Annotated in this window: 28 protein-coding genes and 1 tRNA gene; 16 read left to right on the top strand and 13 right to left on the bottom strand. The window is 30.5% G+C overall.

Annotation, left to right across the window (positions count from 1 at the left end; genetic code table 11):
- Window positions 1-3: 3 nt before the first annotated feature.
- The 3 genes from Q4512_RS11650 to folP are packed head-to-tail and all read right to left on the bottom strand — an operon-like array spanning window position 4 to window position 2,344.
- Entirely contained in the window at window positions 4-789 is a 786-nt protein-coding gene (locus Q4512_RS11650) for a diadenylate cyclase (RefSeq protein WP_303424718.1), read from the bottom strand.
- A 35-nt stretch (window positions 790-824) separates the two neighbouring features.
- A complete protein-coding gene (locus tag Q4512_RS11655) occupies window positions 825-1,520 on the bottom strand; it encodes a hypothetical protein (protein WP_303424720.1) in 696 nt (231 codons plus the stop codon).
- Window positions 1,520-2,344 carry a dihydropteroate synthase gene (gene folP, locus Q4512_RS11660; RefSeq protein WP_303424722.1) on the bottom strand — a complete coding sequence of 275 codons (825 nt, stop codon included), beginning with the start codon at window positions 2,342-2,344 and terminating at the stop codon, window positions 1,520-1,522. Before folP ends, Q4512_RS11655 begins: the two co-directional genes overlap by 1 nt.
- A 106-nt stretch (window positions 2,345-2,450) precedes the next feature.
- Here folP and Q4512_RS11665 point away from each other — a divergent pair, with 106 nt between their 5' ends.
- The 13 genes from Q4512_RS11665 to Q4512_RS11725 all read left to right on the top strand — a co-directional run bounded on the left by Q4512_RS11665 (window position 2,451) and on the right by Q4512_RS11725 (window position 11,299).
- Window positions 2,451-2,987, top strand: a complete 537-nt coding sequence (locus Q4512_RS11665) for a DUF1599 domain-containing protein (protein WP_303424725.1) — start codon at window positions 2,451-2,453, stop codon at window positions 2,985-2,987.
- Window positions 2,988-3,078: 91 nt separating this feature from the next.
- Window positions 3,079-4,398, top strand: coding sequence for a BT_3928 family protein (locus tag Q4512_RS11670; protein ID WP_303424728.1), 1,320 nt, complete (start codon window positions 3,079-3,081; stop codon window positions 4,396-4,398).
- Window positions 4,399-4,477: 79 nt separating this feature from the next.
- Window positions 4,478-5,554 carry an ABC transporter permease gene (locus Q4512_RS11675; protein ID WP_303424730.1) on the top strand — a complete coding sequence of 359 codons (1,077 nt, stop codon included), beginning with the start codon at window positions 4,478-4,480 and terminating at the stop codon, window positions 5,552-5,554.
- 47 nt (window positions 5,555-5,601) lie between these two features.
- The gene (locus Q4512_RS11680) at window positions 5,602-6,093 is read left to right on the top strand and encodes a TlpA disulfide reductase family protein (RefSeq protein ID WP_303424732.1); all 492 of its coding nucleotides are present in this window, start codon (window positions 5,602-5,604) and stop codon (window positions 6,091-6,093) included.
- A gap of 33 nt (window positions 6,094-6,126) precedes the next feature.
- A complete protein-coding gene (gene tpiA, locus Q4512_RS11685; protein ID WP_303424734.1) occupies window positions 6,127-6,876 on the top strand; it encodes a triose-phosphate isomerase in 750 nt (249 codons plus the stop codon).
- Window positions 6,877-7,677, top strand: coding sequence for a class I SAM-dependent methyltransferase (locus tag Q4512_RS11690; RefSeq protein WP_303424736.1), 801 nt, complete (start codon window positions 6,877-6,879; stop codon window positions 7,675-7,677).
- Window positions 7,678-7,734: 57 nt separating this feature from the next.
- Window positions 7,735-8,571, top strand: a complete 837-nt coding sequence (gene prmA / locus Q4512_RS11695) for a 50S ribosomal protein L11 methyltransferase (RefSeq protein ID WP_303424738.1) — start codon at window positions 7,735-7,737, stop codon at window positions 8,569-8,571.
- A 53-nt stretch (window positions 8,572-8,624) separates the two neighbouring features.
- Window positions 8,625-8,900, top strand: a complete 276-nt coding sequence (locus Q4512_RS11700) for an ATP-dependent Clp protease adaptor ClpS (RefSeq protein WP_303424740.1) — start codon at window positions 8,625-8,627, stop codon at window positions 8,898-8,900.
- 59 nt (window positions 8,901-8,959) lie between these two features.
- The gene (gene idi, locus Q4512_RS11705; RefSeq protein ID WP_303424744.1) at window positions 8,960-9,487 is read left to right on the top strand and encodes an isopentenyl-diphosphate Delta-isomerase; all 528 of its coding nucleotides are present in this window, start codon (window positions 8,960-8,962) and stop codon (window positions 9,485-9,487) included.
- The gene (locus tag Q4512_RS11710) at window positions 9,484-9,894 is read left to right on the top strand and encodes a 6-carboxytetrahydropterin synthase (protein WP_303424746.1); all 411 of its coding nucleotides are present in this window, start codon (window positions 9,484-9,486) and stop codon (window positions 9,892-9,894) included. Before idi ends, Q4512_RS11710 begins: the two co-directional genes overlap by 4 nt.
- A gap of 9 nt (window positions 9,895-9,903) precedes the next feature.
- The gene (locus Q4512_RS11715; protein WP_303424749.1) at window positions 9,904-10,869 is read left to right on the top strand and encodes a type I phosphomannose isomerase catalytic subunit; all 966 of its coding nucleotides are present in this window, start codon (window positions 9,904-9,906) and stop codon (window positions 10,867-10,869) included.
- Window positions 10,870-10,896: 27 nt separating this feature from the next.
- Window positions 10,897-11,166: a hypothetical protein gene (locus Q4512_RS11720; protein ID WP_303424751.1), complete on the top strand. Its 270-nt coding sequence runs from the start codon at window positions 10,897-10,899 to the stop codon at window positions 11,164-11,166.
- A 59-nt stretch (window positions 11,167-11,225) separates the two neighbouring features.
- Window positions 11,226-11,299 (top strand) — tRNA-Thr (locus Q4512_RS11725).
- A gap of 219 nt (window positions 11,300-11,518) precedes the next feature.
- Here Q4512_RS11725 and Q4512_RS11730 read toward each other — a convergent pair.
- The 4 genes from Q4512_RS11730 to Q4512_RS11745 all read right to left on the bottom strand — a co-directional run bounded on the left by Q4512_RS11730 (window position 11,519) and on the right by Q4512_RS11745 (window position 15,754).
- A complete protein-coding gene (locus tag Q4512_RS11730; RefSeq protein ID WP_303424754.1) occupies window positions 11,519-12,214 on the bottom strand; it encodes a DUF4369 domain-containing protein in 696 nt (231 codons plus the stop codon).
- 120 nt (window positions 12,215-12,334) lie between these two features.
- Window positions 12,335-13,645 carry a DUF819 domain-containing protein gene (locus tag Q4512_RS11735; protein WP_303424757.1) on the bottom strand — a complete coding sequence of 437 codons (1,311 nt, stop codon included), beginning with the start codon at window positions 13,643-13,645 and terminating at the stop codon, window positions 12,335-12,337.
- Between the two features lie 208 nt (window positions 13,646-13,853).
- On the bottom strand, window positions 13,854-14,777 hold the full coding sequence (locus Q4512_RS11740) for a S9 family peptidase (protein WP_303424758.1): 924 nt from the start codon (window positions 14,775-14,777) through the stop codon (window positions 13,854-13,856).
- A gap of 380 nt (window positions 14,778-15,157) precedes the next feature.
- A complete protein-coding gene (locus tag Q4512_RS11745) occupies window positions 15,158-15,754 on the bottom strand; it encodes an alpha-ketoglutarate-dependent dioxygenase AlkB (protein WP_303424761.1) in 597 nt (198 codons plus the stop codon).
- Window positions 15,755-15,792: 38 nt separating this feature from the next.
- Here Q4512_RS11745 and Q4512_RS11750 point away from each other — a divergent pair, with 38 nt between their 5' ends.
- On the top strand, window positions 15,793-16,458 hold the full coding sequence (locus Q4512_RS11750; protein ID WP_303424764.1) for a M15 family metallopeptidase: 666 nt from the start codon (window positions 15,793-15,795) through the stop codon (window positions 16,456-16,458).
- 1 nt (window position 16,459) lies between these two features.
- Here Q4512_RS11750 and Q4512_RS11755 read toward each other — a convergent pair whose 3' ends face one another.
- The 3 genes from Q4512_RS11755 to Q4512_RS11765 all read right to left on the bottom strand — a co-directional run bounded on the left by Q4512_RS11755 (window position 16,460) and on the right by Q4512_RS11765 (window position 19,768).
- Window positions 16,460-17,443, bottom strand: a complete 984-nt coding sequence (locus Q4512_RS11755; protein ID WP_303424766.1) for a carboxypeptidase-like regulatory domain-containing protein — start codon at window positions 17,441-17,443, stop codon at window positions 16,460-16,462.
- A gap of 83 nt (window positions 17,444-17,526) precedes the next feature.
- Complete coding sequence (locus tag Q4512_RS11760; RefSeq protein WP_303424769.1) at window positions 17,527-19,317, bottom strand: DUF885 family protein; 1,791 nt, start codon at window positions 19,315-19,317, stop codon at window positions 17,527-17,529.
- Window positions 19,318-19,420: 103 nt separating this feature from the next.
- Complete coding sequence (locus Q4512_RS11765; RefSeq protein WP_303424772.1) at window positions 19,421-19,768, bottom strand: DUF6249 domain-containing protein; 348 nt, start codon at window positions 19,766-19,768, stop codon at window positions 19,421-19,423.
- Between the two features lie 138 nt (window positions 19,769-19,906).
- Between Q4512_RS11765 and Q4512_RS11770 the strand changes: the two genes are divergently transcribed.
- Together Q4512_RS11770 and Q4512_RS11775 are read left to right on the top strand one after the other, a co-directional pair.
- A complete protein-coding gene (locus Q4512_RS11770) occupies window positions 19,907-20,497 on the top strand; it encodes an RNA polymerase sigma factor (protein ID WP_303424774.1) in 591 nt (196 codons plus the stop codon).
- Window positions 20,478-20,891, top strand: a complete 414-nt coding sequence (locus Q4512_RS11775) for a hypothetical protein (RefSeq protein WP_303424775.1) — start codon at window positions 20,478-20,480, stop codon at window positions 20,889-20,891. Before Q4512_RS11770 ends, Q4512_RS11775 begins: the two co-directional genes overlap by 20 nt.
- 1 nt (window position 20,892) lies before the next feature.
- Here the strand turns inward: Q4512_RS11775 and Q4512_RS11780 are convergent, their stop codons facing one another.
- The 3 genes from Q4512_RS11780 to Q4512_RS11790 all read right to left on the bottom strand — a co-directional run bounded on the left by Q4512_RS11780 (window position 20,893) and on the right by Q4512_RS11790 (window position 25,885).
- Entirely contained in the window at window positions 20,893-22,206 is a 1,314-nt protein-coding gene (locus tag Q4512_RS11780) for a hypothetical protein (protein WP_303424778.1), read from the bottom strand.
- 106 nt (window positions 22,207-22,312) lie between these two features.
- Complete coding sequence (locus Q4512_RS11785; RefSeq protein WP_303424781.1) at window positions 22,313-23,554, bottom strand: DEAD/DEAH box helicase; 1,242 nt, start codon at window positions 23,552-23,554, stop codon at window positions 22,313-22,315.
- A gap of 72 nt (window positions 23,555-23,626) precedes the next feature.
- Window positions 23,627-25,885 (bottom strand): FUSC family membrane protein, encoded by a 2,259-nt coding sequence (locus Q4512_RS11790; RefSeq protein ID WP_303424782.1) that lies wholly within the window; start codon window positions 25,883-25,885, stop codon window positions 23,627-23,629.
- Window positions 25,886-25,919 lie beyond the last annotated feature (34 nt).

Here is a 25,919-nt window from a genome sequence, read left to right on the forward strand (position 1 = left end):
TTATTAAGCTAAATCTTTCTTAATCATTTCGGTAAGTTCTTCGGTGTCTTTAAACATTACAAATTGTCCGTTTTTAAAATAAGATATTTGTCCTGTTTCCTCACTTACAGCTAAAGCCAAAGCGTCTGTTTTTTCAGTAATACCAACCGCTGCTCTATGGCGTAAACCAAAACGCTGTGGTAAGGTTTTTTCGTTATTTACAGGTAATATTACTCGTGTTGCTTTTACTACATTATTTTCAATAATAATAGCGCCATCATGTAGTGGGCTATTTTTAAAAAAGATACTTTCTATAATCGGTTGTGTCACTTCAATATTCATAACATCTCCAGTAGCTTTTAAAAAATCTAGACTATTGTTGTGTTCTAAAACTATTAACGCTCCTGTTTTAGAGGCACCCATTTTTGTACATGCAGCTATAATAACGTCTACATCTGTTCCATCACTAGTTTCGGTTTGTAAAAATTTAAGTTGTTTAAAGAATTTTTTTCGGCTTCCAAAATTGGTAGATCCTATCATTAATAAAAATTTTCTAATCTCTTGCTGAAATACAACAATAAGTGCAAACATACCTACACTAATAAAACCTCCAAGAATATTACTTAAAAGTTGCATTTGTAGTGCTTGAGTAATTTTCCAGATAATATAAATAATTACAATACCAATAAAGATATTAATAGCAACAGTACCCTTTACTAATTTATATACGTAGTAGAGTAGAAGAGCTACTAAGATGACATCAATAATGTCTACAATAGTAAATTTTAAAAGGTCATCAAATATTTCCAAAGGTTAGGTGTTTTTGTAAATTTAGTAAAATAAGATTAATAAATAAATTCATTGTTAGAAACCGTTGGTCCTTCTGTTCTAAAAACTCGAAATAAGGATTTCATGTTAATGTATTCTTGAAAACTTAGATTTCTATTAAAATGTAAATTCACAGTAAATTCACTAGCATCTAGATCTATACCATTAGATCTTTTTATTGTTTCTATATCTGAAAGAATACCTTTAATTATCGTGTTTTTTGTGTTTACGGTTTCTGGTAAAAAAGAATTAATTAAAATCTCCTCCATACTATTTACCTTAACATTTAAAACAAAAATAGTATTGTATACCTTAAATTCCTTTTCATCTGCATAGGTATGGTAATTACTAGTAGTAAAATCTAAAAAACCTAGATTTTTAATGCTTGTATCATTACATGTAAAGTAATTTTTTACACCTTCTTTTTTATGATTTGAATTCTTTTTTTTTTCCTGTAAAAATATGATTTTTGGAATTGCTTGATCTAGCGTTAATCTTTTATCGACATTAATTAACCAATTGGTAGTGCTAATTAAATTTTTTCTATTCAGTTCTACACTATCAGTTTTCGTTTCGTCATAAAAAATATAGGCAGGAGAAACATCAAGTACTTCTTGAATATCTGAATTGTTTATTTCTGCTAGCTGCATTGTTTTTTCATTACCACAAGAAGTAATAAATAGGAATAGGAGTGCGTAAAAAAAATGTTTCATTATTGGTTAAGCTGTGCTGTTAATTTAATTGTTTCGGTAGCTTCTTTTACATCATGTACACGTAATATATTAGCTCCTTTTTGTAAAGCAATAGTGTTTAAAACGGTGGTTCCGTTTAATGCTTCTTGCGCTGTGTTTTCTAATGTTTTATAGATCATAGATTTTCTTGAAACACCTGCAAGTATTGGTAAATCTAATATTTTAAAAAGTTCTAGATGCTTTAATACTTCAAAATTTTGAGAAACATTTTTAGCAAACCCAAAACCAGGATCTACAATAACATCTTTAATCCCTAATTTTTTAGTTTCCGCAATTCTTTCCGAAAAATAAAAAATAATTTCTTTCCATAGATTTTTATAACTGGTATGCTCTTGCATGTTTTGTGGTGTTCCTTTCATATGCATCATTATGTATGGTACATTTAAATGCGAAATGGTTTGCAGCATGTTTTTGTCTAATTTTCCCGCTGAAATATCATTAATTAAAGACGCTCCAGCTTCAATAGATTGTTTGGCAACTTCCGATCTAAAAGTATCTATTGAAATTATTATTTCAGGAAATTCTTTAATTAGCAATTCTATAATTGGAAGCAATCGTTTTAATTCTTCAGCTTCACTAATATGTGCTGCTTTTGGTCTTGAACTATATGCACCAATATCTATAAAAGTAGCTTCGTTATTTAACATAGAATTTACTTGCGATAGTATTTCGCTTTCCTTTTTATATTTTCCGCCATCATAAAAAGAATCTGGTGTAAGATTTAAAATACCCATAACCTTTGGTATGGATAAATCGATAAGTTTGCCTTTGCAATTAATTGTCATTGGTACTTAGTAAATGGTTGTTTGTTAAAGTATACAAAACTTTAAACGCTAAACTTTGAACTTTAAAATTATTTATGCGAAATTTACGCAAAATAGATTTTATTAGATGCAAGATACTTCAAAACAATATGACGCTGTAATAAATATGTGCAGAAGCTTATTTATTAATAAAATGTCTGATTACGGAAGTGCATGGCGAATACTACGTTTACCATCACTTACAGACCAAATTTTTATAAAAGCACAACGCATTAGAAGCTTACAACAAAACGATGTTAGAAAAGTTGATGAAGGAGAAACTAGTGAGTTTATTGGAATTATTAATTATAGCATTATGGCACTAATTCAGCTAGAAAAAGGAGTGGTAGAACAACCAGATATGTCTACAGAAGAAGCAACTATTCTGTATGATGAAAAAGTAGCCATTACCAAAAAGTTGATGGAAGATAAAAACCATGATTATGGCGAAGCTTGGCGAGATATGCGTGTTAGTAGTTTAACCGATTTAATTTTACAAAAATTACTTCGTGTAAAGCAAATTGAAGACAATGCAGGAAAAACTATTGTTAGTGAAGGTATAGATGCGAATTATCAAGACATGATTAATTATGCCATTTTTGCTATGATTCATTTGAAGGAATAGTAACTTTCATTCCTGCGAAGGCAGGAATCGATTAAAATAAATTAGTTTCAATCAAAAAGTTTCCTGCTTTAGCAGGAATGACAAAAATTTTATGAAATACATCACACATCTTTGTAGAATCCTAGTAGGAGGGTTATTCATTTTTTCAGGACTAATAAAGCTAAACGACCCATTAGGGTTTTCTTATAAACTACAAGAATATTTTAGTGCAGACGTTTTAAATCTTCCGTTTTTTGAACCCTATGCATTAGCAATATCTGTCTTTGTTGTAGTGCTAGAAGTTGTTTTAGGAGTCTTTTTACTTATTGGTTATAAACCTAAGTTTACTGTTTGGAGTCTTTTTGCAATGATTGTGTTTTTTACATTCTTAACTTTTTATGCTTGGTATTTCGATAAAGTAAAAGACTGTGGCTGCTTTGGTGATTTTCTTCCAATGAAACCAATAGAAAGCTTTATTAAAGACCTTATTCTTCTATTTTTAATCGTTATTTTATTAATTGGATTAAGACACATAAAATCAATATTTGGTAAATTTCCAACAACATTATTAGCTCTTTTGGGCTTTTTAGGAAGTCTTTGGTTTGGTTATCATGTGTTAATGCATTTACCAACTTGGGATTTTAGAGCATATAAAGTTGGTGCAAATATTCAAGAAGGAATGACAGTGCCAGAGGATGCGCCTAAAGCAGTACAAGAATACACTTGGACATTTAATGTAAACGGAAAAGAACAAGAGTTTGTTACCAATGGTAGTTACCCAACTGTAGATGGCGAATATGTTGGAGTAGAAACAAAAATTATAGATGAAGGTTACGATCCTCCTATTAAAGATTTTTCTATTGAATCTGCAGATGAAGATTTAACCGAACAATTTTTAAATGAAGAAAATTTAATTATTATAATTTCTTATAATTTAGATACAGCGGAAACGGAAGGCTTACTAGCTTTAAAATCTGCAACAGATAAAGCTATTAAAAATGGTTACACGGTTATAGGTTTAACCGCTTCTGGAGAAGGAGAAAAACAAAATATAAACGCAAAATATTCATTAGATTTTAAATGGTATTTATGTGACGAAAAAGCACTAAAAACTGTAGTTCGTTCTAATCCAGGGGTTGTAAAACTTAAAAAAGGTACAGTAACACAAAAACTACATTGGAATGATATTGAAGATTTAGAGTTGCCAACTGTAGAAAGAAAACCAGAAGCTAAAAAAGAAGTATCTTCTTCTGTTTTATATTTAATTGATGGTGAAATAAAAACCAAAGCAGAAGCAGATGCTATACAGCCAGATGCAATTGAAGCTGTTAATGTGGTAAAAGAAAGATCAGAAGGAGATGCATTAGACTCAATTAATCTTGCAAATAAAACGTCTTATGAGTCAATTGTTGAGATTGTATTAAAAAAATAAGCAAATGTCATTTCGAGAATTTTTGGAGCATGAGCAAAATGTATCAAAAAATAAACAAAACAAATAACAACTCTACTTATTGATAAGCTACTTACTAAATAAAATACTTTATGCATTACTCACCTTATTTGGTGTAGTGACAGTTATATTTTTTTTATTTAATATCCTTCCAGGCGATCCTGCTCAAATGATGCTTGGTCAAAATGAAGATAGTGAACAATTAGCTTTAGTTAAACAAAAATATGGTTTCGACAAAGCGATAAGTACTCAGTATTTATACTATATAAATGACTTGTCGCCAATTTCATTTCATTCTAAAAACGAAGCAGATTATACCTTTTTAAGCGAAAATAAGTATACAGCAACCAGTTTGTTCTCTATTAGTAACACCACAACAGTCTTAAAGTTTCCTTATTTAAGAGAGTCTTTTACTAAACAAGGTAAAAAAGTAAGTAAAGTATTAGCAGAGACTTTACCAAATACATTTGTGTTAGCTGTTTCTGCAATTGTAATAGCAATGTTTCTTGGTGTGTTTCTAGGGATAATTTCGGCATTAAAGAAAGACACTTTTTTAGATAAAACCATCCAAATTTTTAGCACCATTGGTATGTCGGTCCCTTCATTTTTTTCAGCCATATTATTTGCATGGCTATTTGGTTATGTATTGCATAAATACACCAATTTAGAAATGACAGGGAGCTTATATGAATTAGATGATTATGGTGAAAATTTGAATCTAAAACTTAAAAACCTAATTCTTCCAGCCATCGTTTTGGGTATTCGTCCATTGGCTGTAATTATTCAGTTAATGCGAAATTCTTTATTAGAAGTATTTAATCAAGATTACATTCGTACAGCACGAGCAAAAGGGTTAAGTGAGTTTCAAATTATTAAAAATCATGCTATTAAAAACGCATTAAATCCTGTAGTAACAGCCATTTCAGGTTGGTTTGCATCTATGCTTGCTGGAGCAGTATTTGTAGAATATATCTTTGGGTGGAATGGTTTAGGAAAAGAAATAGTAAATGCATTAAATACTTTAGACTTGCCAGTAATAATGGGATCTGTATTAATTATAGCTACACTTTTTGTAATGATTAATATTTTTGTCGACATAATCTACACTTGGTTAGATCCTAAAGTGACTTTAAAATAAAAAAAATACTAGATCGAAAGCACTTAAGATCTCTATTTAATATAAACATGAAAAAACACCTATTAATATTACTTGTCAGTATTACATTTCTTAGCTGTAAAGCACAAGAAACACCTACTCAATTTACCGAAGAAGCATTAAATGACACCTTTATTTCTTATGAAAACGAAAATATTACCTTCAAAAATATTTTAAAAAAACATAAAGGAAAAACCATTGTAGTTGATGTTTGGGCATCTTGGTGTGGCGATTGTATTAAAGGAATGCCAAAAGTAAAAGCTTTACAAGATTCTAATCCAGAAGTAGTCTTTTTATTTTTATCGGCAGATAAATCCTTAAAAAGCTGGAAAAAAGGGATCGATAAATACCAAGTTAAAGGAGAGCATTATTATATGCCAAAAGGAATGAAGAGTGTTTTTAGTAAGTCTATTAATTTAGACTGGATACCACGTTATCTAATAATTGATGCCGATGGAAGCATAAAACTATTTAAAGCTATAAAAGCTGACAATACTAACTTGTTAAAAGCATTAAATTAGTTACTTTTGTTATACATTTAAATTACACACAGCATGAGAAAAAATATAGTAGCAGGGAACTGGAAGATGAATAATGATCTTTCACAAACAGAAGCATTAATCACAAAACTTAAAAAGCAAAAGCAAACTTCTAATGCAGAAGTAATGGTTGCACCAACATTTACAAACCTTTGGCTTTCATTTGAAGCATTAAGACAAACAGATATTGAAGTGATTGCTCAAGATATGCACTTTGCCGAAAGTGGTGCATACACAGGAGAAGTGAGTGCTGCTATGTTAAAAAGTGTAGGTGTGCAAACTGTAATTTTAGGACATTCCGAACGTCGTGCCTATTTTAATGAAACAGATGACTTACTAGCAAAAAAAGTAGATGCCGCATTAGCGAATAGCATGCGAGTAATTTTTTGTTTTGGGGAAGAATTAACCGATAGAAAAGCAGATAACCAAGAAAACATTGTTGCCTCTCAAATTAAAAATGCTTTATTTCACTTAGAAGCCGAAGCATTTAATAACATTGTTTTAGCCTACGAACCTGTTTGGGCAATAGGTACAGGTGAAACAGCAAGCCCAGAGCAAGCGCAAGAAATGCACGCATTTATTCGTGAAACTTTAAGCGCTAAATATGGTGAAGCAACTGCAAATTCCGTTTCTATTCTTTATGGAGGAAGTGTAAAACCAGCTAATGCCAAAGAAATTTTTTCTAAACCAGATGTAGATGGTGGTTTAATTGGAGGAGCTGCGCTAAAAGCTGCCGATTTTTACGCGATTGTAAATGCGTTTTAAATGGAAAAAGCATCCCTAAAAAGACTTTTAAGAAATATAGGTGTTATTAGAGTATCGGATAATTTTCGATATCAAATAATGAAAATCCGTAATAAAAAGGAAAATAATTCATTTCTCAAAGACAACCCTTCCATAAAATTACCTCCAGATTATTTGTTGTATGAATCTCACCTTTTAAACTATAGAGAGTATATAAAAAATGGAATAGCCGATGCTCAAAAATTAAAAAACATATTTGAAAAACATATAGATTTAAAAGGGAAAAAAATTTTAGATTGGGGGTGTGGACCTGCTCGTATTTTAAGGCATTTTCCTGACTTATTACCAGAGGCACAATTTTATGGAACCGATTATAATGAAAAGAGTATTGCCTGGAATAAACGAAATATTGAAAATGTACAATTTCAAAAAAATCTAATTAATCCACCAACAGGTTTTAAAGAAAATACTTTTGATGCTATTTATGGTTTATCCATTTTTACACACTTATCTGAAGAAAATCATACAAAATGGATTGATGAATTATATAGAATTTCAAATAAAAATGCCGTTTTAATAATTACTACGCATGGTGAAGCATTTAAAGAAAAGCTAATACAAAAGGATCAATTAAAGTTTGAAGCGAATCAACTTGTAATTCAAGCCAATACTTTAGAAGGACACCGTACTTTTGCAGCCTATCACCCTCCAATTTTAATGCGTAAAATGTTTAAAAGTAAATTTGAAATTTTAGAGCATATTCTAGGTGAAAAAGAAGATTGGGGTATTTCTCAAGATACATGGGTAATTAAAAAACTTTAGTTTTATTAAATTATAGTTAGTTATTCCGCTTAAATTTGCAACTTAATACAGCATCAAATGTCAAATACAATATATCTAGGCTATTACTTTAAAGTAGCACCATTACAACCAGGAACCGAAATTTTAATTGCAGAATTAGGTTATGCAGGTTTTGAAAGTTTTGTAGAAACTCTAGATGGCGTTACTGCATACATTCAAAAAGAAGAATGGTATCCAGACATTTTACAAGATATTCAAATATTAAACTCTGAAGAGTTTACCATTAGTTACACTTTTGATGAAATAAAGCAAACCAACTGGAATGCAGAATGGGAAAAGAATTTTAACCCAATAGTTGTAGATAACCTTTGTTCTGTTCGTGCACCTTTTCACGAAAAACCAAACACAGAATTCGATATTGTAATAGAGCCTAAAATGAGCTTTGGTACAGGACATCATGAAACTACACACATGATGTTACAACACATTCTTCAAAATAATTTTGAAGGAAAAACAGTTCTAGACATGGGATGTGGTACAGGTGTATTAGCAATTCTTGCCGAAAAAAAAGGAGCACTCCAACTAGATGCAATAGATATCGATAATTGGTGTTATTTAAATAGTGTAGAAAATGTAGCACGTAATAATTGTAACAAAATATCCGTTTTCGAAGGAGATGCAAGCCTGTTAAAAGGAAAAACCTACGATATTATAATCGCCAACATAAATAGAAACATTCTTTTAAACGATATGGAAACCTACGTGTCTTGTTTAAATAAAAACGGGATCCTTTTTTTAAGTGGATTTTATAATAACGACATTCCAATTATAGAAGAAGAATGCAACAAGTATATGTTAAAATTAGACGAAAAATTAGAAAAAAATAAGTGGGTTTCGCTAAAATTCATAAATTAGTAAAGTAAATAATACTTTTTCCTTTTGGGAAATGTATGAAAGACAAAAGGGAAATGAGTACAAAAGAAAAAATACAAGAGCAGTTTCAAGTTGAAACCAAAGCACAGAATCTTAATGAAATAGTGCTGTATAATGATGATGTTAATACTTTCGATCACGTAATAGATACCCTTATTTATGCATGCGATCATACTCCAGAGCAAGCAGAACAATGTTCTATTCTTGTTCATTATAAAGGACAATGCACTGTTAAAACAGGGGTTTACGATGAATTAGAACCTCGTTGTACTATGCTGTTAGATGCTGGTTTAAGCGCAGAGATTGTTTAAATATTTCATAAATAAATTTCAAATTAGAACATTCAAATTAATACTCGTATTTTTGCAATATGATAGAGGAACAAGTAATTCTTGTAAACGAAAATAACGAGCAGATTGGTTTAATGCCAAAACTAGAAGCGCACGAAAAAGCAGTTTTGCATCGTGCTTTTTCTGTTTTTGTATTTAACGATGACAATGCACTTATGTTACAACAACGCGCTTTGGGTAAATACCATTCGCCAGGACTTTGGACCAATACTTGCTGCAGTCACCAACGCGAAGGAGAAACCAATATTGAAGCAGGAAAAAGAAGATTGCAAGAAGAAATGGGTTTTGTTACCGAACTCGAAGAATCTATTTCATTTATTTACAAGGCTCCTTTCGATAATGGTTTAACAGAACATGAATACGATCATGTGTTAATAGGTAAATACAACCAAAAGCCATTTATAAACAAAGAAGAAGTTGCAGACTGGAAATGGATGCCTTTAGAATCTGTAAAACAAGACATAAAAAATAGACCAGAGTTATATACTGCCTGGTTTAAAATAATATTCGATAAATTCTACCAACACATAAATATTACAAAAAAATGAAAGTAACTGTTAGTAGAAAAGCACATTTTAATGCAGCACACCGATTGTATAGAAAAGATTGGAGCGACCAGAAAAATACCGAAATATTTGATAAATGTAGCAACCCAAACTTTCATGGTCATAATTATGAGTTAATAGCAAGTGTGACAGGAGAGATAGATCCGGAAACTGGATATGTAATAGATATTAAAGTTTTAAAAGATATTATTAAAACCGAAATAGAAGATGCTTTCGATCATAAAAACCTAAATGTAGAAGTGCCAGAATTTAAAGACTTAAACCCAACTGCAGAAAATATTGTAGTTGTAATCTATAATAAAATAAAAAAGCAATTAGCAGCACACTTAACATTAGAGGTAACACTTTATGAAACACCTAGAAATTTTGTTAGTTACTCCGGAATTTAAATGTTGAATATGCTAACATACCCAATAAAGTTTAAACCCATTTTAAAAGAAAAAATTTGGGGAGGACAAAAACTTAAAAACCTTTTAAATAAAGTGACCAACTTATCTAATATAGGAGAAAGTTGGGAAATTAGCGATTTAGAAGAAGTGACTTCTGTAGTTGCTAATGGTGTTTTAAAAGGAAAAACAATAAAAGAGCTTTTAGAAGTTTACAAAGGAGACCTATTAGGAAACAAAAACTATATAAAATTTGGAGCTAAATTTCCTTTGTTAATCAAGTTTATTGATGCAAAAGAAAATTTATCTGTACAATTACATCCAAATGATACACTAGCAGCTGCACGACATAACTCCTTTGGTAAATCAGAGATGTGGTATGTTTTACAAGCTGATGAAGATGCGAATTTAATTGTAGGCTTTAATCAAGAGACGACTCCAGAAAAATATATAAAGCACCTAGAAGATGAAACGATTCTAGATATTTTAAATTTTGAAAAAATTAAAGAAGGGGATTCCTATTTTGTAGAAGTTGGTAGAATACATGCCATTGGAGCAGGAGTAATGCTTGCCGAAATACAACAAACAAGTGATATTACCTATCGGGTTTACGATTGGGATAGAGAAGATGCAGAAGGTAACCAAAGAGAGTTACATAATGATTTAGCAATAGATGCAATTAATTTTCAATTGAAAGACAATTTTAGGGTGAACTATTCTAAAATTGAAAATCAAGAGAATGAAATGGTGGATTGCCCTTATTTTACAACCAATTACTTAGAAATAACAGCGACAATTAAAAAGGAAAATAAAGTAGACTCTTTTATTATTTATATGTGTGTAAGTGGTGAAGTAGAAATAGAAACAGCACATGCAAGCGAAATAATTAAAAAAGGAGAAACCCTATTACTTCCAGCGGCAATTAAAACATATCAAATTTCTTCTAAAAAAGGGAAACTATTAGAAGTTTATGTTTAATTTTGCAGCAAATTAAATAAAAATATTATGGCAAATAAAAGAATCCTAAAAAAAGACATAAACTATGTATTAGGAGACATTATTGAAGCAGTTTACGTTTGGGAATATGCAAACCCAGAAAAAGATGCAAAAGGAAGCGAGAAAATTATTGATGAAGCTATTGCAACATTTGATGAATTAATTGCAAAAGTTAACGATAGAAACGTTGAAAACAAAAAGGCTCATTTTAAGGCAATTAACCAAGAGTTAGAATCTAAGGGGCTTGCTTTAATTGAAAAAATTAATAAACTAGGATAAATTTCTAGAAAAAACATTTGCAAATATCGTTTACAAGATTATATTTGCATTCGTTTTTTGCCGATGTAGCTCAGCTGGCTAGAGCAGCTGATTTGTAATCAGCAGGTCGTGGGTTCGAGTCCCTCCATCGGCTCTTAAAAGCCTCTCATTTTTTTGAGAGGTTTTTTTATACATTATACTCTACACATAAAAGTTTCTCTTGAATGTAGTTGCTGGAGCAGCTCTAATAACTCTTAAAAAAAATCTTTTTATTAGAGCGTTTTTTTTAAACCTTACTTACAAGAGTATACTAGTTAGTACTAAAAAAAAATCCCAAACATTTCTGTTTGGGATTTTTTTGTTTTTAGAGTGTTTAATCGTTCTCCTTTTTTCTTTCTATAAGAAAAGCATCAAGTTCTTTTCCATATTTAGAAGCTTTAACTTTAGGTGTTAAAACCTTGTTTATGGTATCTAACCATTTTGTTTGTGCGTCAGCAATTTCAGTTAAAGCTAAATAAGGAGCAATTTCATTGTCTTTATTCGTTATAGCAAAGTTTACAGTATACAAATATTTACTTTTTAATAAACTATTATATGCTTTTGTGTTTGCTAAAATTTTTGCCGTATCATTGGCAACTTTTGCTTCAAACTCTTCTTTTATTAAATCTAAGTTTTTATTATTAAAACGAGACATTACTAACAGGTATTCTTCTAAAGCTTTTTGCTGTTTAGATCCTTTAATTTTTGCATCTATACCAAAATTTTTAACGGTAGTATTTATTTCTGTAATTCCTTTATCTGCAAAAAAGGAAATGGTTTCATCTTCGCTAGTGTTTTTATCTAACTGTAAGAAATACATTTCAGGAGTTTCTAATTCGCTGTTAAAAATAATTGGAGATTCTCCTTGAATGACTAAAGAATCTACAGTTATAATAGTAGTGTCTTGTGCTTTTTTAAGATATACGGTTCCTTTTTTTAAACCTTTTATATTCAATTTTACAGTTAAATCTTTCTCTTTACCGCAAGAACAAAGAATTGCTAATGCTAGTACAAATATTGTTTTTTTCATTTATGCTGAATTATTTCAGAGTTATTTCCGTGAAAACGAAAATATATTTAGTGTTATTTTTAAGAATCGCAAATATGCTATAAATAATTATTAATACCTATTTAACGATAAAATATAGTTCTATCCTGCAGCTGCCATTCGCATTAAAATAGTACAGCCAATTGCAGCAATTGTTCCTACTGCGTATCCAAATACAGCTAGAAGGACACCTACAGTTGCAAGAGATGGGTGAAATGCTGATGCTACTATTGGTGCAGAAGCTGCTCCACCAACATTTGCTTGACTACCAACAGCTAAAAAGAAATAAGGTGCTTTAATAAGTTTTGCAACTACAATTAAGAGTATGGCGTGAATGGTCATCCAGACTATACCAATTGCTATTAGGCCTAAGTTGTCAAAAATCATAGTTAAATCCATTTTCATACCAATAGAAGCTACTAAGACATAAATAAATATGCTACCTATTTTACTAGCTCCAGCTCCTTCATAATCTTTTGCTTTGGTATAGGATAAAAGTATTGCAATAAGGGTTGCAATACTAATCATCCAGAAAAAAGAGGAACCTAAAAAGGTAAGCATGTTTCTGGTTCTTTGTGATTCTATTCCTGAAATTAAATTATCGAAAAATGGTGCTAAAAATGCAGAGCATAAATGCGCAAAACTAACAGCTCCAAATGCTATAGCTAGAATTAACATGTAATCGGTTAAACTTGGGTTTCTTTTTACACTTTCGGAATAAGAAGAAACTTTTTCTTTAAGTGCTTCAATAGAGGAAGTATCTGCTTTTAACCATTTATTAATTCGGTCACGTTTACCAATGCCAATAAGTATAATTGCCATCCATATATTAGCAACTACAATATCTACAAATACCATTCCTCCATAGAGTTTTTGGTTGTATTCATAAATTTCTAGCATTGCAGTTTGATTTGCTCCACCACCAATCCAGCTTCCTGCTAGAGTAGATAAGCCTCTCCATACGGCATCTGGGCCAATACCACCAACCGTTTCTGGTGACACCATGGATATTAATAATATTGCAATTGGTCCTCCAATTATAATACCTATAGTTCCTGTAAAAAACATAATGAGTGCTTTCCAACCTAAGTTAAAAACAGCTTTTAAGTCTATGCTTAATGTCATTAATACTAATGCTGCCGGAAGTAAGTAACGACTAGATACATGATATATACTGGACTTATGACTTACTATTTCTCCTGCTTTATCAACGGTTTCCCATTCTGGAGAAATAAGACCTATAGAAGTTAATACAGCAGGAAGCATATATGCCATGAATAGCCCAGGAACGATTTTATAAAATTTAGACCAAAACCCTGTTTTAATATTCTCTGTATAGAATACAAAGCCTAGTGCAAGCATTAAAAAGCCAAAGACTATTGCATCGTTAGTAATAAGTGGTGTGTTTTCCATGTTTGTTAGTTTATAAACGCAAAATACCAAATAAAAAGGGAATTTTGAAAGTTTGGCACGAGATTTGAAATATACTTTACAGTTACTACAAGAAGCTTTTTAAAGTGTGGTTACTTTTAATAAAAGTGTAGTAACTAATTTTTGGTTGGTTAGTTAGGAAAAGCATTCTTTGGAATGCTTTTCTTTTTTATTGCAATTTGGTGAAGTGTTATTTTATAAAACTAACAATACTTTCAATAACCTCAGGATTTATTTTTCTAAAAGATTCGTTATACGATTTCGAGTTCTCTAAAGCATCCCCTGCTATAGTAAATAGAATGTGATTCATGTTTTCTATAATCTTAATTTCGGCTTTTAGATTTGCTTCTTTTAGAAGGGTTGCTTCAGCAGTTGTTACTTGTAAATCTTTTGTGCCATTAATGATAAGAATAGGTATGTTTAATTCTTTAATTTTTTCGGTAGGATTATATTGTATCCAATTACTCATAAAAGGCTGTAAACTAATATCGAAAACCGAAGCTAATGCAGGAGGATAGTCTGTTGTTGTTTTATTTTCTTTTAAAATGGCAAATACCCTTTTAGAATCTTCGGTATAGGTTGCCATATTTTTTTCTATTTGTTCTTGTATAACAGCATCAATAGATTGCCCTGCTCCAGCTAAAGAAATATAACCATCTACTTTATCTTTTGCTGCAAGCATACCTATTAGACTGCCTTGACTATGACCAATAATATATATTTTTGAAAAAGTTTTCTTTTCTTTAAAATAATCTATTACAGAAATTGCGTCTGTAACATAATCATCGAACATTATATTCTTATCGACTTTACCTTTTCGTATTTGTTTTACTATTCTTTTATCATATCTAAAAGTTGCGATTCCTTGATTGGATATACCTTCGGCAAGTTTTTTTAAGGAGTTATTCTTTAAGAAATTCTGATTTCCATCTCTATTTGTTGGTCCAGAACCTGCAATAATAATAGCTAATACATGTTTATTTGAATTGTTAGGCGTTAGAAGTGTGCCATCAATTAATTCATTAACTGCAATTTCTTCAGCATTAAAAAGATTGTTTTGAGCAACAGTTACAAGACTTAGTAATAGAGTAAGAATCAAAAAGTTTATTTTCATAACCTATAATTTAAATGATTTTTAGCAAAAAGAAAACGCTATATATTATTTATAACGTAAAATTAGATGAAATTAATCTACAAGATGATAAAAAATTATATTATTTCATGTTTTATAAATATGCATTTCATCGATATTTTAGTTAATTTCGACATTAAATGTTAAAAAAAAGTGTATTTCATCGAAAATATATACTTTTAAACGTTGATATTTCAAATAAGTTTTATATTTGAAGTGTACTAAAGACACACTTTTAGTTCAATGGATTAATTAATTAATATTTGCATTATGTTGTTGATACTAGAGACCCTAAATCATACCATAATATAATATGCAAATTACAAGAACAGAGGTTGAGGGACCTCTGTTTTTTTTATGCTTTAATTTGAAATAATTCTAAATGTTAGATTAATTCTTTTGCCTATTTCTTTCTTTGTTTTTGGTACTTGATGTAACCAGTTTTCTTGTGTTGCTCCTTTCATTAATAATAAGCTGCCAGATTTTAAAATCAGTTTCTTTTTTAAAGATTTATTTGTTTTATGTTTTAAATAAAACATGCGTTCTTCTCCAAAACTCACCGAAGCTATTATTGGGTTTTTACCTAATTCTTTTTCATTATCTGCGTGCCAACCATTACTGTCTTTACCATCTCGATATAAATTGGCTAAACAAGTTGTAAAATTAGTTTTGCAAACCTTATCTATATGTTGTTTAATTTCTAAAAGTTCTTTTGTGAAAACCTTGGGTTTCATGGTAATATTAGAGTAGGAGTACGGTTTGTTATTATTAGCATATAATGCTGTAAGTCGAGGTTGTAAATATGTTTTGCCAAAAAGAGTGATGTTATCTTGTTGCCATTCGATAGTTTGTAATAAGATATTAAAAAAGCGATTTGCTTCTTTTAATGAAAAGCATTCAGGATAATAGATAACTTCACCATCTTCTATTTGTAAATTTACAGGATCATTAAATAACATGTTTTTTTTTAACTAAATTAGCATTTAAAGATTCTAAAATGAAAATTAAAGTTGCCTTTTTATTTTTACTATTTCAATTATCTGTGTTTGCACAATTACCAGAAGGTTTTGTTTATGTAGATGAGGTAATTCCAGATATACAATTAGAACTTCGTTATTGTTTAAATAATAATTTTGTTGGAAAACCAGTCGAGGGTTATCACGCTGATGTTTGTATTCTTACTAAACAGGCAGCTTTTGCTTTAAAAAAAGTACAAGAAGATTTAAGAAAAGATAGTCTTTCTTTAAAAGTATTTGATGCATATAGGCCACAAGAGGCAGTGAATCATTTTTCAAAATGGGCTAAAAATATTAAGGATACTTTAAAGAAGCAACAGTATTATCCCAATGTAGATAAACGTAATTTGTTTAGAGATGGTTATATCGCTTCCAAATCAAGGCATAGTAGCGGAAGCACTATAGATTTAACTATTATCGATTTAAAAACAGGAAAAGAGTTAGATATGGGAACTCCGTTTGATTTCTTTGGAAAAGCTTCTTGGTATTTGCATGAAGACCTTACTATTGAACAAAAATACAATAGAAAACTATTACATGATTTAATGAGTACACATGGTTTTAGACATTACCCAAAAGAGTGGTGGCATTTTACGTTACGAGGTGAGCCTTATAGAAATCAGTATTTTAATTTTCCTGTAGAATAATTTATTCTTCTTTGAATACCTGTAAACCTAAACCAATAGCATAATTATTTAACCCCGCTTTTAGTAAGTTGGAATCTTGAATGTTTTTTTTATCAAATAAAATCCATTGATTGTTATTTAAAAAGATGCGTTTTACGTAAGTTTTTGGCGTTTTTACTTGGTCTGTAAAAGGTAAAAGTGGTCTAAATGTTGTAGATATTTTTACAATACCACGAGCTGTTTTTACTTCTCTGTATTTTTTGTTTGGTAATAATTTTCCTGCTTTATCGGTATAGCCTAATACTTGTAAAGAAACATACATACCTTCTTTTGGAATAAAAATATTATTGCTAGTAACATCTACTTTAAAAGTACTTTCGCTAGCTTCGGTTACTCTAAAAATTATTTTGTCGTAGGTTAAAACATCACCAGGAATTCCGTTGTTGTTTTCATAAAACTGCACGCGAAATAAAGTTGAAAAAGGAAGCTTGTTGGATGTTTTTGTTTTTCGTTTACTCCAGTCTTTTGCCTCTACTTTTATTGGTAAAAGTAAAGTGTTTACTTTTTTTGGTTTCGCAGGATTATCATTTTCAAAATACACAGCAATTTCACTCTCTATAGTAGGCAGCCAACATTTATAATAATCATCATGAACGGTTGGTTTTAAGGTTTCTACTTTCGATTTTCCTTTTGGTGCATAACGTAAAAGCACTTCGTCTAATGCATCTTGAAAAGCATCAAGCGCAATAGTATCTGTAAGATTTGCTGTTGCTATTTTGGTGTTTTTATAACCTAAAGCAGAAATAAAAAGCGTGTCAATATCTGCATAAAGTTTTTTTGTAAAAGTGAATGTACCTTCATCGTCGGCAAAAATTCCATTTCCGTTGCCAAAAGAAACCGTAGCATAAGATACTGGGTTTTTATTTTCTTTATCTAGAATAGTTGTTTGACTATAAGTAATAAAACCACTTAGTAAAAGAGTTAAAAGTATTAAGTTTTTTGTCATATTGTTTGTTTCACTTCTCGTTACAATTTGTTTATACTTCACAAATCTTTGTGTTTCGACGCAAGGAGAAAAGTATCGAGAACTTATTTATTTGTAGCAATCCAATTATCAATTTTAGTTTCTAATAAAGCCAATGGTACACAACCAGTTTCTAATACTTGGTTATGAAACTGTTTTATATCAAACTTTGCGCCTAATTCTTTTTCGCTTTTAGCACGTAGTTCTCTTATTTTTAGTTGTCCAATTTTATACGATAAAGCTTGCCCTGGGTTTGCCATATAACGTTCAATTTCTGAAGTAATGCTTGCTTCACTTTCGGCTTCATTATCTAGAGAGTATTGAATAGCTTGCTCACGAGTCCAACCTTTTACATGTATTCCTGTGTCTACTACCAAACGAATTGCTCTGTGCATTTCCATACCTAACATTCCAAAATATTGGTATGGGTCAGTATATAAACCTAACTCTTTACCAAGTGACTCGCTGTATAAAGCCCAACCTTCACCATACGCACTATACCAAAGTGTTTTTCTAAATTCTGGTAAATCTTGGTCTTCTTGTTGCAGTGATATTTGATAATGGTGTCCCGGAATTGCTTCGTGTAAAAATAACGCTTCGTCACTAAATGTATTGTATTTGGTAACGTCTGGAATTGGTGTATAAAAAATTCCTGGTCGTGTACCATCTAAAGAACCTGGATTATACTCTGCACTTCCAGATGCTTCTCTAAATGCTTCAGTACGTCTTACTTCAAATGCTGTTTTTGGTTTTACATCAAACAATTCTTCCAATTTTGGTTTCATGGTTTCATGAATGACATTAAAGTTATCTAATACTTGTTGTGGATCTGTAAACGGCATCAATTCTTTATTATTTCTAACAAAATCAAAGAAAGATATAATGTCTCCTTCATAACCAACTTGGGTTTTTACTTTTTCCATTTCCGATAAAATTCTAGCGACTTCCTTTAGACCAAGTTCATGAATTTCATCTGCAGTCATATTGGTGGTTGTGTATGTTTTTATTTGATGGTTGTAGTATTCTTTTCCTTTAGGTATTGCCGAAATTCCGCTAGATTCTCTTCCTGCTTCTAAATACGAAGTACTCACAAAAGCATGCATTTTTTGGTACGCAGGAATTACTTTATCTTTTACCATGGTAGTGTATGCTGCTATTATTTTTTTCTTGTCTTCTTCTGAAAAACCTTCTGGAAGATTTTTAATTGGTTGATAAAATAAGTGGCTTTCCACATCTTCTTCCGCCATTGCAGCCATTTGCGGAATGATTTTTATTATTAACGATTTAGGTAAAACAAAACCCGTTTTCATTCCTTCTTTCATATTACTTTCCGCGGAAGCGAGCCACTCTAAATAACCATCTACACGTTTTAGCCAATGGTTATAATCTTGAACCGTTTCAAAAGGTTGTGCGCTAGAACCACTAGCCAATTGCCCAAAACTTAAATTTAAAGACCACATTTGATCGATTGGCATGAGGTCTTTTTTGAATTTTAAATTGGCAAGGTTAATATCTATATCCCAATTTAGCGTGGCTTTGCTTAGTTTCTCACTAGCATTTAAATCTTGGTCTTTGTAGGTGTTTAGAATATTCTTGTAGTTGTTATAATATGCTAAAACTTTTTCTTTGTATGCAGGATTAAGCATGTTTGGCATTTTATCATTGTATCTATTATCTCCTGCATAAGTTGCAGCCAAAGGATTTAGCTTTAAACCATCTTGATAATAGGTGTCCAACATATTTTTAAAGTCTGTATTTACAGTGGTAACGGTTTTTGTAGTTTTTGTTGTTTCCGAATCCTTTTTACATGCTGTCATGGTAACACACAAGCAAAGGATTGCTAAAATATTTTTCATAATTATAGAAGTTATGTTTTCTGAAAGCTAAAGATACATTTTTAAATAAAAAAAACCGCTAGTGATTGGCTAGCAGTTTTTTAAGATGTTTTGTTTGTGTTTGTTATTCTTTATCTAAATTTTTAGTCAGATTAAATCCTATAAATAAGCCAACACCAGCCATAAAGAAAATAGTTGCAGGATAAATAGCATCTTCATCCAATGAGGAGTAAGTGTCTAATAAAGAAGCAATAAAAGTACCTAAGCCAATTCCCATTAATAATAAGGCTAAATTTAAAATGAGCACCTTCCATATTGGAGCAGTTTGTCCCTTGCCTTTTGTAAAAATGCTGGCGTCTGCACCTTTTTCAATAAGTGCTAAGCGTTCTTTATTTCTTGTAGAGAAGTATAAGTAAAATACTCCAAAAATTGCACCAAAGATTACTGGTAAAATAATTAATTCTGATCCCATAATTGTTTGTTTAAATTGATTAATTTTATGTGTTCTTATGCTTAAGACGACAACTTTTAAATGATGGTTACAACTTTTTCAAAATATTTTTCTTTTATAGATGTAACCACGTCTTCTGTTTTGTCGTCCAAGGTGCAAATGACTACTAACCAAGACCAGATAATTATCCAGAGAATCCTAGAAGGAGAAACCAAAGCATTTGCTGTGTTGGTAGATCGTTATAAAGACTTGGTATTTACTTTAGCTATGCAAATGGTTAAGAACAGGGAAGAAGCAGAAGAAGTTTCGCAAGACACTTTTATTAAAGTGTTTAAAAAATTGCAACATTTTAAAGGCGATTCCAAATTTTCGACATGGATTTATAGAATTACCTATAATACCTGTTTAGATAGAATAAAAAGCAATAAGTGGAAGCAAAATACGGTTGCGATAAATGAATTTACAGAACAAGAAGTTAAAACTTTAGACAATGCTTTAAGTAGTTTAGAAGCCACAGAAAGAAAACAAGCGATTCATGATTGTTTACAAATGTTGCCAGCAAATGATTGTGCGTTACTCACCTTATATTATTTTGAAGAATTATCTTTGGAAGAGATTGCCAAAGTTATTGGTGTTAAGGCAAATAATGTGAAAGTGAAACTATTTAGAAGTAGAAAAAAATTGACTACTATTTTGCAGAATAAATTAGAACCAGAAATTATTGAAGGTTATGAAAGAGCAAGAAAATAAAAACATAGAGGAATTAGCAGATAAGATGATGCATGAGATGTCTACAGTATCTCCTTCATTAGATTTTACCAATACAATAATGGAGCAAGTGGAAGCTTTGCAAAAGGAGAAAATTACTGTATATAAACCATTAATACCTAAACATATGTGGTTTCTTTTTGGGTTCTTGTTACTCGTAGTAACAAGCTATTTGTTTTTCAATACCAGTTCAACCGAAACTAGTTTGCTTAGTGCTTTAGATTTTAGAAAACTTACAAATAATGCATTTACACAGTCTCTTTTTAAATTTAGTTTGCCTAAAACCGTTTTGTATGCCATTTTATCTTTAGGATTAATGATTTGTATTCAAGTTCCTTTATTAAAGCATTATTTCGATAAGCGATTAAGTGTGTAAACTATTCGTGATAATACCAAAAAGGAATACTAATAATATTACCAATAGAATCGGTTTTTGGTTTCATGATTCGTTTAAGATGCAGTGTGTGTCTACCGTTTTGCAGACTATCTATATCTATGATCGTTTCAAAACCAATTTGTTTCTTTTTGTTTTCTGAAATAATATAATCTAGATTATACTTTGTACTATCTATACTTACTTTATATATGCTTTTAAAAGTTTTTAAATATAAAGTAACTAAACTATCTCTATTTGTTTTTGAATTTTTAGAGGTAAAAGTAATATTACTGCTAAGTCCTCTTGTGTCTTTTAAAGGAGCTAAAGTTGGGTTGAATTCAAAAATGCGATCTTCAATGCTTTCCACATAGGGTATAAATAAAGGAAGGTGAGATTTTGTAATAATTTTACTAGTAATTGCTGCTGTGTTTATAAATTCTTTTTCTGGTAATACATCATAATAATTATTATTACTTGCATATTGACTAGTTGAAAGTCTTGTTGTTTTTATATAGTTTGATGTTTTATAATAAGTAGCTGTAGATAGAAATATTAAAAAATATAGTGGAAATAATAATAAGCTAATGCGTCTACCAAACTTATTATCTAAAAAGTTATAGACTAATGGTCTATATAAAAACGAAAGCGTTAAAAGGCTAAAAATCTTATAAAAAGGAAAATAGATATTTGCTAGTGCTTTTTTCTTTTTTAAAAAACCTTGCGATACAAAATCAATTAAAGTTAGTAGCATGCCTATAGCAAAAAAGAAGCCTAGAATATTACCAATAATATTTAATACGCTGGCAAGCGGGCCTTCGTATAAATTGAAATAGTTTTTTGTAATAGAAAAAATGAAAATCACCGAAATTATTCCTAAAACATAAAAAACCATAAGAAAGGAAACAGCAAACATGATGCTGCAATAATCTTCTAATTTAGAGATATACTTATCAAAAGAACCAACTTTTCGCTTAAGGTAAGCTGTAAATTTTACGGAGTAGTTTAGTTTTTCATATTCAATATCTCCAGAAACATAACGTAAACCCAAAGCACCAATCCATAAACCTCGTAATAAAACATGTATGATTAAGTTGAATAATAAAATAAAAATAATTGGTGTTGCACTAGCTAATAAAGCAATTTTGTAAATATTAACATCTTGAACATTTTGTGCATATTCATCAAAAATATATGCTTGTAGACTAAACAACCCAAAAATAGCAAAACCTGAAATAAGTAATTCTAATTGCCAACTTTCTTGTTGCAATCTGTCGAGTAATTTTTTAAACCCTTCTGATTTATAATCGTTTCTCATTAATTACTATATTTAATAAGCAAGATAATTAATTTATTAAAACAATCTGAGCATTTTCTATACAAGCTAAAATGATCTATTTTAACAATTAACAATTAACAATTAACTAATACCAACGCTTCTTTTTCTTTTTTGAAGCTTCACTTTTACGTCCTTTTTTATGCTTGCTTCCTGTTTTTTTAGAGGTGTGCCTCACTGGTTTTGCATTTGGATCTAAAGGATATGGATGGTCTTCTTCTACAGGAATTTGTACATTAATTAATTGCTGAATGCTTTTTATATACGCTTTCTCATCTGCAGAACACAAGGAAAAGGAAGCTCCAAAGTTTCCTGCCCTTCCTGTTCTTCCAATTCGGTGCACATAGGTTTCCGGCACATTTGGTAAATCGAAATTTACCACAGCATCTAGTTCGTTAATATCAATTCCGCGTGCAGCGACATCTGTAGCTATTAAAATATTAACATACCCGTTTTTAAACTTTTTAAGTGCATCCTGACGTAAGTTTTGTGCTTTGTCTCCATGAATCGTTTCAACTTTAAAATCGTTTTTTAAAAGCGTCTTCTCTAACTTATCTACACCAAATTTGGTGCGTCTAAAAATAAGAATGTTTCCTTTTATAGTGTTACGAAGTAAGTGTAAACATAGTTCGATTTTATCTTTTTTAGGTACGTAATACAAAACCTGACTAACATTTTTTGCAGCAGATGAGGTAGGTGTAACTTCAATGCGTTCTGGCGATTTTAAAATAGTATTAGCAAGTTGTTCTACTTTAAAAGGTATGGTTGCCGAGAATAATAAAATTTGCTTTTCTTCTGGACAAAGGCGTTCTATTTTTTTTACATCGTCAATAAATCCCATGTCTAGCATTAAATCTGCTTCGTCTAAAACCAAGGTTTCCACATAATCTAGATTAACACAATCTTGTTTGTGTAAATCTAACAAGCGCCCTGGGGTAGCAATTAAAATATCGACTCCTTTTTTTAATATGTCTTTTTGAGGTTCTATACTTGTACCTCCATAAATAACCGTAGTCGTTAAGCTTGTGTTTTTAGCATAGGTTTTAAAATTTTCTTGTATTTGAGCGGCCAATTCTCTAGTTGGACTTACAATAACTGCACGAATCTTTTTGCCTTTTTTAGATCCTTCTTGCTTATCGTATAACAGTTGCAAAATAGGTAAAGCAAAAGCTGCTGTTTTACCTGTTCCTGTTTGTGCAGAACAAATAACATCTTTTTTGTCCAGTACAAAAGGAATGGTTTTTTCTTGTACTAAGGTTGGATTGTCGTAACCAGTTTCGGCAATAGCACGTAACAAAGGTTTATTTAGTTGTAAGTCTTTAAATGACATGTGGTTTATTTTGTGCAAAGATAACTTAAAAGTTATAGCAGACTAAATATAAAAGAATCCCTTTTTATAAACTTAATTAAAAGCCGATTTATATTTTGCTGCTACATTAGTTAAATTAATAGATAAGGATTTTAACCAAAGCAATTGGTTGCTAATTAAATGTGCTTCTTGTAGATTTAAAAGGGCTTTGTCATCAATTTGTGTTTGTCCAGCTTCGATAGCAATATCTCTTTTTTGGGATAAATTTTGATAACGTTCTTGTAGCTTTTTATGGGCTAATACTATTTCTTTCTCTTCGGAAAAAGGAATCGTTTTACTACTTTCGAGTTTAGAGCTAGAATGATTTAAGGCTTTAGAAATACTTTCGATAATGGTATCAAATTCTTCGGAAGCAGAAGTAGTATTGTGATTTAAAATATAGCTTCCAATGGAAGCTATTGCCGAGAGAATCGTATGGTTTAACGTTACGATATCATAAATTAAAGCAGCTTCTTTTTGTTTTGATTTTGGGTCCTGAGTGACTCTTTGAAAAGCGGCATTTAAATTACTCATAGCAAGAAAAGCCTTTTTTCTAGATATTTTATATGCTAAGTTATTTTCTTCTTTATTATGGTATAACTTTTTAGTGGCTTCTAAGTAGTTCTTATTCGAGGAAATTACATCTATAATTACAGTGTCTAGGTTTTTGTATTCCCAACTAGGGAAAAGTAAATAGTTAGCCAAAACTGCTAAACTCGCACCAATGACAGTATCTATAACTCGATATTGAATTACAGCAAATGCGTTAGGCTCTATTAACGAATACACAAAAACGATATGAATAGTTATAAATGCAGCACCTACTTTATAACTCTGTTGTATTAAGGAAAAAGCAAAAGTTAAAGAAGTTACCGCTAGCACCATATAAATAGTAGTGTTTTTTGTAAGTAAAACAATACTAGTTGCTATTAATGCTCCAATAATAGTTCCTATAATTCGATTTTTCGAACGTTCTTTAGTTAAACCATAATTTGGACGCATAATTACAATAATAGTTAACACGATCCAATAGGCGTTTTTTAAATCTAAAATACTTCCTAAAAGAAAACCTAAAAGGATAGTTATAGAAAGTCTTAAAGCATGTCTAAGCATTGGCGATTTTAAACTAAAATGCTGTAGTAAGATATTAAATCTATAATCTTGTGAAGTTAAAAATTGCTTAGAATCTTGTGCTTTTAAAGATGCTTTTGTATTGTCTTTTACTTTCTTTAAAACACGTCTAACGGCTTTCACTTCTTGTAATAATTGCTTTTGGTAATCTTGAAGATTTCTAAGTGTAATTGCACCTTCACGTGCTTTTGGTAGGCTTACTATTTGCACGTATTCTTGTATTGCTTTTTCTGTTTTTGTAAAGGTTTTATTTAAAATTTCTAATTCTGGAAGTTCTCCTTTTTTAATTAATAGTTCCGATAAAATGATGAGGTGTTTTCCCAGCTCTTTATTCATTTTTTTAAAGGATTTTAAATACACTTTATGTAAGCCAAATAGGGTGTCTATTTTCGAATAATCTAAGGAATTTGCTAAAGCCAATTCAAAAATATCTACACAAGAAATAAATATTAATAATCTTCGCTCGTTAGAAAAAGATCTACCAGAACGCTTTCTACCTTCTAAAAGTAACTCTCTTAATGTTTCGTGTTTTTCACTTATTTGTGTTTGTAGTATTAGTGCTTTTTTTGAAAATTTTTCACGCTTATTTTGCTTGGTAAGTAGCTTGGCTCTAATTTTTAAAAATTCACCAGTAAGAGATAAGGTGTCAGAGAGTAGTTGGTCGTCATCTTTTTTAGGAAACAACCAATTAGAAAGTAAGGATACAACTAAATACCAAACTCCACCAATAGCTAATAAACTAATATGAATTAGTATCGATTTTAAATCTGTTTTTTCTACAGCTAAAGCTAATACAATAGCTAATAAACCAGAAAATGAAATTAAAGAAGCGCGAAAACCATACACCGAAATTAAACTGATAAAAAAACTTAAAACTGTAATGGCAAAAAGAAGTAAAATAAAAAACGGTTTGCTTATAAATATTATAAACGTAACCATTAGTGTTAATAATATACTTATTAGAATACCATTAATTTTACGTTTTAAACTACCAGGAACATCACTTGGAGCATTTAAAAAAGAACCTAGCGCAATAGCAGGAGCTAATGCAAATAAATCTATAAAATTAAAAATTATTAGTGGTAAAACAATAGCGATTGTAAGTACAATGCCTCTATAAAAGCTGGAGCCTTTAAGGAAAAGTTCTGTGTTTATTAAATAGTTTTTAAACTTTTTTTGCATGGTAGAGCAAAGGTAGTTTAATTGTTTTTTAAGC

This window comes from Oceanihabitans sp. 2_MG-2023, from assembly GCF_030547245.1.
Taxonomy (GTDB): Bacteria; Bacteroidota; Bacteroidia; order Flavobacteriales; family Flavobacteriaceae; genus Oceanihabitans.